General features: G+C 73.5%; 13 protein-coding genes and 1 pseudogene. 5 read left to right on the top strand and 9 right to left on the bottom strand.

The genetic code is table 11. From position 1 onward, the window contains the following. The first annotated feature begins 180 nt into the window (after window positions 1-180). Together ABZS54_RS11920 and ABZS54_RS11915 are read left to right on the top strand one after the other, a co-directional pair. On the top strand, window positions 181-1,536 hold the full coding sequence (locus ABZS54_RS11920) for a pyridoxal-dependent decarboxylase (protein WP_355533779.1): 1,356 nt from the start codon (window positions 181-183) through the stop codon (window positions 1,534-1,536). 112 nt (window positions 1,537-1,648) lie between these two features. Next, complete coding sequence (locus tag ABZS54_RS11915; protein ID WP_355533777.1) at window positions 1,649-3,451, top strand: SpoIIE family protein phosphatase; 1,803 nt, start codon at window positions 1,649-1,651, stop codon at window positions 3,449-3,451. 369 nt (window positions 3,452-3,820) lie between these two features. Here ABZS54_RS11915 and ABZS54_RS11910 read toward each other — a convergent pair whose 3' ends face one another. After that, a complete protein-coding gene (locus ABZS54_RS11910) occupies window positions 3,821-4,627 on the bottom strand; it encodes a hypothetical protein (RefSeq protein ID WP_355533775.1) in 807 nt (268 codons plus the stop codon). 172 nt (window positions 4,628-4,799) lie between these two features. On the opposite strand from ABZS54_RS11910, the gene ABZS54_RS11905 reads away from it, so the two are divergent. After that, window positions 4,800-4,988: a hypothetical protein gene (locus tag ABZS54_RS11905; protein ID WP_355533773.1), complete on the top strand. Its 189-nt coding sequence runs from the start codon at window positions 4,800-4,802 to the stop codon at window positions 4,986-4,988. A gap of 100 nt (window positions 4,989-5,088) precedes the next feature. Here ABZS54_RS11905 and ABZS54_RS11900 read toward each other — a convergent pair whose 3' ends face one another. From ABZS54_RS11900 to ABZS54_RS11875, 6 genes and pseudogenes are all read right to left on the bottom strand, one after another. Beyond that, window positions 5,089-5,286 carry a hypothetical protein gene (locus ABZS54_RS11900; RefSeq protein ID WP_355533771.1) on the bottom strand — a complete coding sequence of 66 codons (198 nt, stop codon included), beginning with the start codon at window positions 5,284-5,286 and terminating at the stop codon, window positions 5,089-5,091. A gap of 93 nt (window positions 5,287-5,379) precedes the next feature. Then, complete coding sequence (locus ABZS54_RS11895; protein WP_355533769.1) at window positions 5,380-6,249, bottom strand: NAD(P)H-binding protein; 870 nt, start codon at window positions 6,247-6,249, stop codon at window positions 5,380-5,382. Between the two features lie 168 nt (window positions 6,250-6,417). Then, the gene (locus tag ABZS54_RS11890; protein WP_355533767.1) at window positions 6,418-6,687 is read right to left on the bottom strand and encodes a hypothetical protein; all 270 of its coding nucleotides are present in this window, start codon (window positions 6,685-6,687) and stop codon (window positions 6,418-6,420) included. A gap of 157 nt (window positions 6,688-6,844) precedes the next feature. Further along, window positions 6,845-7,030 (bottom strand): annotated as a pseudogene (locus ABZS54_RS11885) (DUF3099 domain-containing protein); the annotation flags it as partial. A 273-nt stretch (window positions 7,031-7,303) separates the two neighbouring features. Beyond that, window positions 7,304-8,149 (bottom strand): bifunctional 5,10-methylenetetrahydrofolate dehydrogenase/5,10-methenyltetrahydrofolate cyclohydrolase, encoded by an 846-nt coding sequence (locus tag ABZS54_RS11880; protein ID WP_355533765.1) that lies wholly within the window; start codon window positions 8,147-8,149, stop codon window positions 7,304-7,306. Then, window positions 8,146-8,766 (bottom strand): cyclodeaminase/cyclohydrolase family protein, encoded by a 621-nt coding sequence (locus ABZS54_RS11875; protein WP_355533763.1) that lies wholly within the window; start codon window positions 8,764-8,766, stop codon window positions 8,146-8,148. Before ABZS54_RS11875 ends, ABZS54_RS11880 begins: the two co-directional genes overlap by 4 nt. Before the next feature lie 160 nt (window positions 8,767-8,926). On the opposite strand from ABZS54_RS11875, the gene ABZS54_RS11870 reads away from it, so the two are divergent. Then, a complete protein-coding gene (locus ABZS54_RS11870; RefSeq protein ID WP_355533761.1) occupies window positions 8,927-9,733 on the top strand; it encodes an alpha/beta hydrolase in 807 nt (268 codons plus the stop codon). Here ABZS54_RS11870 and ABZS54_RS11865 read toward each other — a convergent pair. Next, window positions 9,706-9,951: a hypothetical protein gene (locus ABZS54_RS11865; RefSeq protein WP_355533760.1), complete on the bottom strand. Its 246-nt coding sequence runs from the start codon at window positions 9,949-9,951 to the stop codon at window positions 9,706-9,708. The genes ABZS54_RS11870 and ABZS54_RS11865 overlap by 28 nt on opposite strands. Before the next feature lie 50 nt (window positions 9,952-10,001). Next, window positions 10,002-10,757: a metallophosphoesterase gene (locus ABZS54_RS11860; protein ID WP_355533758.1), complete on the bottom strand. Its 756-nt coding sequence runs from the start codon at window positions 10,755-10,757 to the stop codon at window positions 10,002-10,004. Window positions 10,758-10,859: 102 nt separating this feature from the next. Here ABZS54_RS11860 and ABZS54_RS11855 point away from each other — a divergent pair, with 102 nt between their 5' ends. Next, the gene (locus tag ABZS54_RS11855) at window positions 10,860-12,278 is read left to right on the top strand and encodes a PLP-dependent aminotransferase family protein (protein ID WP_355533756.1); all 1,419 of its coding nucleotides are present in this window, start codon (window positions 10,860-10,862) and stop codon (window positions 12,276-12,278) included. The last annotated feature ends 11 nt before the right edge of the window (window positions 12,279-12,289 follow it).

The following is a 12,289-nucleotide window of genomic DNA, read 5'->3' as shown; positions in this document are numbered from 1 at the left end:
CAACCTCTTGGCCCGATCGCACACCCGTACGTAGGCTTTGAGCTGCCGGTGCAGACCGACCCGGCACCCTCATCCGGCTTTCGTGAGAACGCCACCCGCGCGGGAAACGCCCCCCCCGCGGGCACCAAACGCTGCGCGAGTGCCTCGCCCGAACGCGCCGAGAGATTGCCGAGTCCCCACATGCGCATGCACCGGTACGATCCCGCCCTCGCCGACCTGGTCTTCGACTACATGCGCGAGCGGCTCGCCCTGGACCCGGTGCCGCTGGACCACCCCGGGCGCAAGGACAAGCTCGACCGCGCGCTCGACGGCCTGATCGGCGCGCACGGCAACGACCCCGGCGAAGTGCTGTCGATCTACGCCGACCAACTCGCGACGGCGGTCATCTCCTGCGACAGCCCGCGCTTCCTCTCCTTCATCCCGGCCGCGCCGACCAAGGCCGCGCTGCTGTTCGACATGGTCGTCTCATGCGCGTCCCTCCAGGGCATCTCCTGGCTGGAGGCGGCCGGCGCGGTGGCCGCCGAAAACCAGGTGCTGCGGCTGATCGCGGACCTGGCCGGACTGCCCGCGGGCGCCGGCGGCTGCTTCGTCAGCGGCGGCTCGGCGGGCAACCTGTCCGCGCTCGTGGTCGCCCGGGACATGGGTCGGCGACGTACCGGCGCCACCGCCCGGGACCGCCTGCGGATCGCGGTCAGCGACCAGGCGCACTCCTCGATCGGCAACACGCTGCACATCATCGGCATGGAACCGCTCGTGGTGAAGACCACCGACCACCGCCTCACCGGCGAGGCGCTGCGCGCCGCGCTGGCCGCCGATCCGGACGCGGGCGACGTGGTGGGCGTGGTCGCCACCGCCGGCACGACCAACGCGGGCATCATCGACGACCTGGCCGGCATCGGCGCGGTCGCCCGCGAGCGCGACCTGTGGTTCCACGTGGACGGTGCCTACGGCGGCGCGGGGCTGCTCGCGCCCAGCGTGCGGGCCCGCTACGACGGGATCGAACTGGCCGACTCCTTCGTGGTCGACCCGCACAAGTGGCTGTTCGCGCCGTTCGACTGCGCCGCGCTGGTGTACCGCAACCCGGGCTTGGCCCGCGGCGTGCACACCCAGGACGCCTCCTACCTCGACGTCCTGCACACCGACGCGCCCGAGGAGTGGAACCCGACCGACTACGCCTACCACCTCACCCGTCGGGCCCGCGGCCTGCCGCTGTGGTTCTCGCTCGCGGTACACGGCACCGACGCGTACACCGAGGCCATCGAGACCGCGCTCACCCTGGCCCGGGACAGCGCGGAGTTGATCCGCGCCACCCCGCACCTGGAACTGATCCGCGACCCGGAGCTGTCCGCCGTACTGTTCCGCCGCACCGGGTGGAGCGCCGACGACTACCGGGAGTGGTCGCACCGACTGCTCGCCGGCCAGGTCGGTTTCGTCACACCCACCGGTTGGGAGGGTGAGACGGTGGCCCGCTTCGCGTTCCTGCATCCGGGTACGACGATGGCCATGGTCGAGGAGATCCTGGCCACGATGGTGTAACGCCCTGCGGCCTGCCGCTCGCGCGTTCGGGTTGCCGTGGCCCAGACTGGACCCGAAGGACGGCTTTCGGGGGCCGGGCGCCTCGCGGGACCCGGGGCTGGAGAGGACAGGCGTGGCGCTGGACGAGTATGCGGACCCGCCGATGACGGTGCCGGAGGTCGACGCCGTGACCGGTGCGGTGGCACGCCTGGTCGGGGCGAACGGCACCGACCCGCGCGAGGCCGGCGCGTACGCGGTGTTGCAGGGCCTTTTGGACGGCACGCGCGCCGCGGTCGCGGTGATGAGCCCCGGGCTGCGCTACCTCTACGTCAACCCGGCGCTGGCCCGGATGAACGGCCTCCCCGCCGAGGAGCACCTGGGCCGGACCATCGGCCAGGTGCTCCCGGACGTGGACGCCCAGGAGGAGACCCTGCGGGCGGTGCTCCGCGACGGCGTGGCCCGCGAGGCCACCTCCACCGGGATCACCCACGCGGGCCCACCGGACCGCCGCTGGTGGCACGGCGCCTACCACCGCCTGGAGCACGACGGCGCGGTGGTCGGCCTGGCCGGCGTCATCCTGGAGGTCTCCGAGTCCCACCGCACCCAGATGGAACTGGACACGGCCCGCCGTCGGCTGTCCTTCCTGGACGCGGCCGCGACCCGGGTCGGCACCACCCTCGACCTGGTGGAGACCTGCGAGGAACTGGCCGAACTCTTCGTCGCCGAGCTCGGCGACGTGGCGGCGGTCGACGTGTTCGCGGTCGAGGGCGCCAACGGCACCCCGCACGCGCCGCAGGACATGGTCCGGATGTGGCGCGCCGCGCTCTCGCACCGGCCGGGGATGGCCGAGCAGGCCGCGATCCTGCGCCGGCCCGGCGAGAACGTGGACTACCAACAGGGCTCGATGGTGCCGCGCGCCCTGAGCGAGCGCAGCCCGGTGGTGGTCAACCGGGTGAGCGACGAGGAACTGGCCCGCGAGGTGTCCAGCCCCGACCGGGTCGACATCTTCCGCTCGGTCGGCCTGCATTCGATCGTGGCCCTGCCGCTGGTCGCCCGGGGCAGCGCGATCGGCATGGTCACCCTGGCCCGCCACGGCACGGCGCAGTCGTTCTCCACCGAGGACGTGGTGCTGGCCCGGGACCTGGCCCGGCGCGGGGCGCTCAGCGTGGACAACGCCCGCCGCTACGCGCACGAGCACGACATCGCGCTCGCCCTCCAGCACGCGCTGCTGGCGGCCCCGGACGCACCGCACCCGGACATCGAGCTGGCCTCGCGCTACCGACCCGCAGGCAGCAGCGTCGAGGTGGGCGGCGACTGGTACGACGCGGTCGCGCTCAGCGGCGGTCGCACGCTGCTCGCGGTGGGCGACGTGATGGGACACGGCGTGCAGGCCGCGGTGGAGATGAGCCAGTTCCGGGCGCTGCTGCGGGTGCAGGCGCGCTCCGACCTGGAGCCGCACGAGATCCTGGCGGCGGTGGACCGCACCAGTACCAAGGCGGGCATCGAACGGGTGGCCAGCTGCCTGCTGGTCCAGGTCGACCCGGCCGCGGGCACGGTCACCTTCGCCAGCGCCGGCCACCTGCCGCCGCTGCTCGTCGGCCCGGGCGACGCGGCCGAACTCGTCGACGTCCCCGTGGGACCACCGCTGGGCACCGGGTTCGGCGGCTACACCTCGGTGCGCCGGCGCAGCGAACCCGAGCGGGTCCTGGTGATGTACACCGACGGCCTGATCGAGCGCCGGGGCGAGGACATCGGCGAATCGCTCCAGCGGCTGACCCGGGTGGGGCTGTCCGCCGCGACGCCGCTGGTGCGCCTGGTGGACACGCTGATCGCGCGCATGATCACCGACAAGCCGGAGGACGACATCGCGGTCCTGGCCGCGCGACAACACCCAGCCGCCACGTCCGCAGCCACGGAGCCGCCCCCGGGCCGGTAAGCGGCGAGGCCGCCCGGCTGGACGACACCGCCCCATACGCTTTCCGTGGCCCTGAAACGAGGCTCCCGACCTCCGAGCCCGGCATGACCTGCACTCCTTGCCGAACGCATGGCCCGGGGGTGCTGTCACCGGGCCCGGAGCACCGGTTGACCGCTGACGAGAGGCCCGACCGCCACCGGGCCGAGCGCAACGCCCGACCGTCCAAGGGTGGTTGGTCCGCGTAACGTGAATGCGCGCCGGCGGTGCGCGGGCGTGACGCCGGGAGAAACGAGCATCCCGGGAGGGACGCGGTGCTCGACGCCGGCGCGACGCCCTCGTCATCGCCGACGCCGCCCGCCCTGCCCAAGGCCGGCTGCCGCAGACTCGCGGTCACCCGGCGCCGGCCCCCACTCGGCGCCAGGTGTGTCGCGCGCCGTCGACCTCGCGTCGCCCCCGTGGTTCGGGCCTCGGTGTCACGGGCATGGGCGCGGCCACCAGTGGGCCCGCGATGGTGTCCTCGAAGCGGCGGCGGATCGGCTTCCAGCGGGCATCGCGGCGGTCCGCCCGCGCGGTGGCGCGACGCAGCTTGTGGGGCTTGTCGTGGTAGTACCGCCGGGCCCACGGCGAACCGGGTCGGGCCAGCCGGATCCCCGCGACGATGTTGACGATCGGGACGAACACGCCGATCACGCCGGTGCCGACCTTGCCCTTGGCGAAGGTGATCGCGGCCATCGCCACGTCGAGCAACAACACGACCACCCACGCCACCCGATCGCCGATGGCGTCGCCCTCCGGCGTCGCGTCGAAGGGCACGAACCCGCTCGCCGCCAAGCCGACCGCGGCGACGGTCAACACGGTGGCCTCGATCGAGATCCGCCCCTGCTCGGTCCAGTACACGTCGGCCAAGTGCACGATCATCCCGAACTCGTCCAGCACCAGCCCGGCGCCGACCCCGAGCACCACACCCGCGACCGACCGGGCGACCAGGTATTCGCCGGTGCCGACCGCGAGGAAGCCGCCGATCAGCGCGAGCACGATGCCGGGCACCACATGATGGATGTGCACACCGCCGCTGCTGACGTTGCGAAAAGGACCCCGACCGGCCCGGATCAGTCGGGTGATCGTCCGCGTCACCAGGAAGGTGAGCAGCAGCGACGCGAACGCCAGGCTCATCGGCAGCCGACCGTCGTGGATCATCGGGCCACGCCGCCGGCCGGCCGGTTCCGGTGCTCCGCCATCCGAATTCCTCCTCCGGGTCGGTGCTCCTGTTCCCGGTGCGCGGCGGGCTACGAATGCCGAACAGGTGAACCGGGCCGTCCTGGTGAGCACGACGCGGTGACCAAGTGCCCGTGATCTCGTTGGGCGGGACATGATCAAGCGCATCGCCGCCGCCGCGGCCGGCACCGCCCTCGCCGTGACCTTCGGCGCATCCGCCGCCCACGCGCACGAGCCGACCCCGAACAGGGGCCGGGTCGCCGGCGTCCCGAGCGTCGTCTACCCGGACGGCCTGAACACCCTGAACACCGTCAACCCGCTCCCGAACACGCTGCCGCTGTAGCGCGACGCCCGCGTCACCGGCGGGCGTGGTGTCCCGGTCCGGCCCCCGAGCCGGGACACCACGCCTTCGGCATCGCGCGGCAGGGCGTCCCGGGTCACGGTCACTCGTCGTCGAGCGCGCGGCGCAGTTCCGCGCTCTCCCGGTTGGCGGCGGCGAGATCCTCCGTCATCCGGCGGGTGCCCTCGGCCACGCCCGCGTCCCAGATTCGTTGCACGAGGGCACCCGCGCGATCCTGCGGCAGGTCCGTCTCGCGCATCAGCAGCTCGGTCAGCTCGATGATCGGGTGTTTGGGGTGCATAGCCCCAGCAGACCCGGCCCCGGTGCCGGCCGCACCCGGGCACGGCCGGTCGGGGGAGCCACCGGGCCGGTCCGCGTCGGGTGCCGTCGGGCGCTACGCCTTGAGGTGCTCCCACGCCTGCGGGTGGGTGGTCAGGTAGCCGGGCAGGTTCTGCGCGGGCCGGCCGGTGAGCATCGGGATCGCGGTGGAGACCTTGGCCATCTCGCCCGTGGCGATCGCCTCGTACGAGGTCACCCAGCCCGCCATCTCCCAGGCCGGCGCGTTGTACTGCGCGCGGGAGGCGTACGCCTCGTCCCGGGACTCCGCGACGTACTCGATCAGTCGCCCGGTGAAGCGGGTCAGCACGGCCGCCGCCTCCGCGAGGGTGATCGCCTCGGGGCCGGTGAGGTCGTAGGTGAGGTGGTCGTGCGCGTCGCCGCCGAGCAGTACGGCCGCCGCCGCGTCCGCGATGTCGTCGTGCGCCACCGCCGCGACCCGCCCCTGCCCGCCCGGACCGCGAATGGCCCCGTCGGCGCCGACCATGGCGGGCAGCACGGCCAGGTACAGGCTGTCGCGCAGGAACGTGTGGCGCAGCCCGGTGTCCCGGATGTGCTGCTCGGTGTGCCAGTGGTCGCGCGCGAACGTGAAGGTCGCGTCCGGCGCCGCACTCTGGAAGGACACGTAGACGATCCGCCGGACGCCGACCGCGACCGCCGCGTCCACGGCGGTGATGTGCTCACGGACCCGATCGGCGCTCTCGTGGGCCGAGACCAGGAACAGCGTGTCCGCCCCCTCCAGGGCCCGCCGTACCGCCGCCCCGTCGCCGTACGACGCCGGCGGAGCCTTGACCGCACCGTCGAACTCGGGCAGCCGGGACGTGTCCCGGCCCACCAGGCGCTGTGCCATGCCGGCTTCCGCGAGCCGGCGGGCGACCCGGCCGCCGATCTGCCCGCTCGCTCCGGTGACCGCGATGACTGGTCCCATGACGACGTCCTCTCCTGGCCCGACGGCCCCATGGCCCGACGCCACACTCGACGGCCGCACGGCACCCGTCGCTCGGGCACCGACCCTACTGCCCGGTTGTCCGACTTCCCTCGAACCGGGCCCGCACGGCGCGCCCTTGCGCCGTCGCCGGCGTCGCGCTCGGTCGGGTCAGCGTAGGTCGTCGATCGAGCCGAGCGCCAGGTCCAGGACCGGTCGGGCCCGGTCGACCAAGTCGTGTGCCTGGTCGGGGTACTTCGCGGCGAGGACCACCGCGCCGATCACCAGCAGCAGCATGAACACGCCGCCGGCGCCCGAACGCCCGCCGCGCCGGCGCCACCGGTCGTAGGCGGACACCTGCTCGCGCAAGACCCGCCGGTTGACGTCGTTCCGGAACGCCTGAGCCTGCCGTGCCGCCCGCATACCCGGATCGATGGGCATCTCGGCCCCCTTCCCCCCTGCCCGCGTGATCGCGGGTCAACGGCTGGGACGGGTCGGGCGGTTGCCGTGGTTCGCGATCCCGGCGACCGTCACCGCGTCGGGACGAATCCGTGACCGCACGACCGCCGACCGGAAGATCCCGTGCTCGCAGGCGCTACTCGTCCCACCAGCGGTCGCCGGGCTCGCGCCGATTGGCCACGATCGCCGCGAACGGCGGGATCGCCATCGCGACGACCGTCATGGCCACGGCGGCCGGGAACGACCAGCGGTAGACCACCGTGCCGGCCAGCAGGAACAGCAGCAGGCAGATGCCCATCATCACGAAGTAGCGCTTGCGTCGACGGCGCTGGGACGGAACCGGCCCGGACGGAGTGGCGCCCCCTCCACCGGGGCCGCCCGGATCGTTGGTGCTCACCTCTTCACGGTACGTCCTCGGGCCGCCGGGCGGCCCGGTGCGGAGGGCGCGGCCGGCCGGTCTCCCGGAGTTACTCCGAGATGACACTATTGGCATAGACCTTTTGATCGGGACGGTGTCGACTTGCGTGATCGACCCGTCCGGAGCCTGAGGACCCCCGGCCGCAGGTCGGGCGCGAACCCAGGGCCCAGGGCCCCAGGCTCAGGGCGATGCCGCCGCGCGCACCGTGTGGCTCAGCAGCAGCGCCGTCGTCACCGGTCCCACCCCGCCCGGCACGGGGGTGAGCGCGCCGGCCACCGGTGCCACGGAGGCCGCGTCCACATCGCCGACCAGGCCGTCGTCGGCGGTGGGGTTGGTGCCCACGTCGACCACGACCGCGCCGGGTGCGACGTGTTCGGCGGTGATCAGCCCGGGCCGGCCGACCGCGGCGACCACCACGTCCGCAGTCGAGGTCAGCCCGGCCAGGTCCTTGGTCCGCGAGTGGCAGATGGTGACTGTGGCGTTGCGGTCCAGGAGCAGGTGCGCGGCGGGCTTGCCGACCACCATCGAGCGGCCGACCATCGCGACGTGCCGGCCGGCGAGTTCGACGCCGTGGTGATCCAGGATCGCCACCACCGCCTCGGCCGTGGCCGGTGCGAACGCGGGCAGCCCGGCGGCCAGTCGGCCGAGCGAGAGCGGGTTGGCGCCGTCCACGTCCTTGCCGAAGGCGATCGCGCCGGCCAGGTCCTCCAGGGCCGCGCCGTCCGGCAGCGGGGTCTGCAGGATGATTCCGTGCACACCGTCGTCCGCGCCGAGCGCCTCCAGCGTGCCCCGGATCGCCTCCGCGGTCGCGTCCGCACCCAGGTCGACCACGTCGCAGGTGATGCCGACCTTCGCGGCGGCCCCGGCGATCGAGCGCACGTACCACGCGGTGGACTCGTCGGCGGTGGCCACCACGACCGCGAGGGTGACCGGGGAGCCCGCCTCGGCGAGCAGCGCCGCCCGGGTCGCGGTCTCCGTGCGGATCGCGGCGGCAAGGTCCCTGCCGGAGAGCACGGTCGCGGTCATCGGACGATCTCCTTGCGCACGGCCGCGGTGACCTGATCGGCGCGCGCGGCGATGCCGTCCACCCGCGCGGCCTGCGCGGTGAACTCGGTGCGGGCCTGCTCGTCCCGGATCCCGCCGAGATTGATCTCGATGTTCACCCGCGCCGTGGTCGCCGCAGCCCGCGCCGCCTCGGCCGCCGCGGCCACGTCGGTGATCACGTTGGGATTGCCGATCGGCAGCAGCTTTTCGGCCAGTTCGACGCACGCGGCGGCCAGCGCGACCACCTCGGCGGGCGGCTTGGCCGCACCGACCAGCGCGGCGGCGATCGTGGCCGAGCGCACGGCCTTGGCCTCGTCGGTGTCCCGGGCCAGTGTGTACGCCTCGGTCACCGCGGTGAAGGCGGCCGCGTCCTCCTCGGCCAACCGCAGTGCCACACCCCGCAGTTCGTCGGTGAGCGCGACCACCTGGGCGATCGAGGAGGCATGCTCGGCGTACTTGTCGCCGGTGGTGTACCGCGCGACCATACCCAGCAGCGCGGCCGCCTGTGCCGCGTGCAGCGCGGCGGCCGCACCGCCCCCCGGCGCCGGTACCCGGTCGGCGAGGCGGTCCAGGTATTCGCTGATCTTGTCGTCGCGCATCGCGCTCATCCTTCGCTCGGTGGGGGCTACCGCACGTCCGGAAATCCTCGCACGAAGCACCGCGAAGCCGGGAAATCCGGAGGTGGAAGGCATCCGCGCGCCGGCCGGGAACCGCTTGTCCCGGTCGGGCACATCGGCGACACGCCCTAGAGTCGGCGGCATGACGCTTGCGCATGACAAGGATGGCACCGGGCCGGTCGTGGTGTTGCTGCACTCGTCGGTCTGCGACCGGCGGATGTGGGATCCCCAGTGGTCCGTGCTGATCGACGCCGGATACCGGGTCGTGCGGCCGGACCTGTCCGGCTTCGGACGCACGCCGCCCGCGACCGACCCGCGGCGCGACGCGGACGACGTGCTCGACCTGCTCGACGCGCTCGGGATCGGGCGCGCGGCCCTGGTCGGCGCGTGCCACGGCGGCACGGTGGCCCTGGAGGTCGCCGCCCGCCGACCGGATCGGGTCGACTCGCTCGCGCTGCTGTGCGCCGGCCGCCCGGGCCACATCCCGTCCCCGGCGCTGCGCGCGATCGAGGCGCGCGAGCGGGCGCTCCTGGCGGCCGGCGACGTGGCCGGGGCGGTGGAACTCGTGCTGGACACCCGGCTGGGCCCCGCGGCGGACGCGCTGACCCGCTATCAGGTGGGTGTGATGCAGCGCGACGTCTTCGACCAACGGCTCGCCGCCGGCCCGATACCGGCCCCGGGCGTGCCGAACGTCGACGTCGACCTGTCCGCGATCACCGCGCCGTGCCTGGTCGTCTCCGGCGCGCACGACCTCGCGGACTTCCGCGCGATCGCCGCCGAGTCGGCAGGGTCGCTGCCGAACGCGCGGCACCTCGAACTGCCCTGGGCCGGCCACCTGCCCTCGGTCGAGCGACCACGCGAAGCCGCTGCGCTCCTGCTCGCCCACCTGGCGGAGCAACGCGAGCACGTGCCGGTCGACGCTCAGGTCGACGAGCCGTCGGCAGGCTGATCCTCGCGGCGATCCACGCACAATACGATCGCGGTCGCGTTGTCGTGCCCGCCCGCCTCCAGGGTCGCGGCGAGTAGCCGGGCGACGATCTCGGTGGGCGCGTCGGGAGCGGCCAACAGGGCGCCGAGCGGGTGGTAGTCGATCTGTTCGGCGACGCCGTCGGTGCACAGCAGGTACACGTCGCCGGGCCGCAGGCTCAGCCGGCGTCGTCCGAACATCGGCAGCCCCCTTCGCTCCGTTGGCGTACCCGCGGCACGCTATCGGGCGATCAGACCACCGTGCGGAAGTGTGTGGTCAGCCGACCCTCGTCGTCGAGCCGGTGGAACGCCAGCGCGGGCGGCAGCTTCGAGTCGATGAACGGGGCGTCGTCGTCGGCCCGTTCCCACGGCAGATTGATCGTGGACACCACACCGGGCGCCACGATCAGCGGCTTGCCGGCGAACGTGGTGGCCGCCGGGGTGTGCGCGTGCCCGCACAGCAGGCCCGCCACGTTGGACCGGTGGGCGATGACGTCGGCCAGCCGCTCGGCGCCGAACTGGCGGATCCGGTCGATCCCCGGACTGCCCAACTCCACCGGCGGGTGGTGGAAGGCCACGAATACCGGCGTGGTGGACGGGGTTTCGTCCAGGACGTCGGTCAACCAGGACAGTGTCTCGTCGGCCAGCAGGCCGTCCGCGCGGCCCGGGATGGACGAGTCGCACAGCGCGAACACCGCGCCGTCGGCCGTGTGGTGCACCCGGTTGATCGGCTCGTCGCCTTCGGGCTCGTCGAACAGTCCCGCGCGAAAGGGCCCGCGTACGTCGTGGTTGCCGGGCAGGATCAGCACCGGGTGCCGGGACGCGAGCAGCGCCCGCGCCTCCTCGTATTCGGCGGGCAGGCCGTTGTCCACGATGTCGCCGGTGACCAGCACCGCGGCCAGGTCGTGGGGGAGCCCGTTCAGGTGGGCCATGACCGCCCGAGTGCGCTCGGCCGCGCGCGGGCCGCCGTCGAGGTGGGTGTCACTGAGGTGCGCGAACACGATCATGCGGGTGTCCTTGGGGGAGGCGGATGCGGTGGTTCCGGTGTAGTCGGCCGCGATGAAGGCGACGCTACGCGGGCCACCGGACCATCGTTAAGATCCAGTGAAATGTTCGAGGACTGGTCCAGTTTCCCGGTCGACGCGATCGACCTGCACGTCGAGGTGGACACCGCCGAGGGTCGCCGTATCGGCTTGGAGCGTGCACTGCGGGCGGCGGTACGGGCCGGGCGGCTGGCGCCGGGCGCGCCGCTGCCGTCCACGCGCGGGCTGGCCGCCGAGTTGGGCTTCGCGCGCGGGACGGTGACCGCCGCGTACGACCAACTGGTCGCCGAGGGGTATCTGATTGCGCGTCAGGGCGCCGCGACCCGAGTCGCGGGTCCGACCGAGCCGGCCGCCCGGGACGCGGCGGGCGGTCCGTCGGTGCCGGCCGTGCCGCGATTCGATCTGCGGCCCGGGATGCCGGACGTGTCCGCCTTCCCGACCTCGGCCTGGCTGCGATCCACCCGCCGGGTGCTGACCACTGCGGCGCCGGCCGACGTACACGGCGTGGGTGATCCGCAGGGTCGACTCGAACTGCGCACCGCGCTGGCCGAACACCTCGGGCGCACCCGCGGCGTGCTGACCACGCCCGATCGCATCGTGATCACGTCCGGCTTCTACCAGTCGATCGGCCTGCTCGCGCGCGTGCTGACCGAGGCCGGGGTGCGGGCGGTGGGCATGGAGGACCCCGGGCACAACGTCTACCGCGACGTGATCCGCCGCGCCGGGCCGGCGGTGCTGCCGCTGCCGGTGGACGCCGACGGTGCGCGGCTGAAGCGGCCGGCCGATCCGGCGATGGGCGCGGTGGTGCTCACGCCGGCGCATCAGTACCCGACGGGCGTGCCGCTGCGGCCCGCGCGACGACACGAGATGTGCGCGTGGGCACGCGCGAGCGGCGGGCTGATCGTGGAGGACGACTACGACGGCGAGTTCCGCTACGACCGGCAGCCGATCGGCGCGCTTCAGGGCATGGCGCCGGAGCACGTCGCCTATTGCGGATCGGTGTCCAAGACGCTCGGGCCCGGCCTGCGGTTGGCCTGGATGGCGCTGCCCGGACATCTGGTCGAACCGGTGGTGCGGGCCAAGTTCCGGGCCGACTGGCACACCCAGGGGCTGGGCCAACTCGTTCTCGCCGACCTGCTCGCCCGGCACGACTACGACCGGCACGTACGCGCCTCGCGGCTGAGCTATCGCCGGCGGCGGGCGTATCTGGTACGCCGGTTCGAGGCGGAACAACGGGCGGGCGCGCTGCGGTTGTGGGGCGTGCCGGCCGGGTTGCACGTGTTGATGACGTTCCCGGCGGGCGGGCCGGCCGAGGAGCGGGTGCTGGCGCTCAGTTCGGAGCGCGGGATCGCCCTGCGGGGACTGGGCGAGCTGTGGCACGGGGCGGCCGCGGAACAGGGTGTCCTGGTGGGCTTCGCGGCGCCGCCGGCGCACGCCTGGACGGGCACCGTCGAAGAGTTGGCGACGGTGCTGCGCGAGGCGTGAGTCGCGGGCGG

The sequence above is a fragment of the Embleya sp. NPDC005575 genome, from assembly GCF_040605455.1.
Lineage (GTDB): Bacteria > Actinomycetota > Actinomycetes > Streptomycetales > Streptomycetaceae > Embleya.
This window is presented reverse-complemented; position numbering and strand designations above follow the sequence as displayed.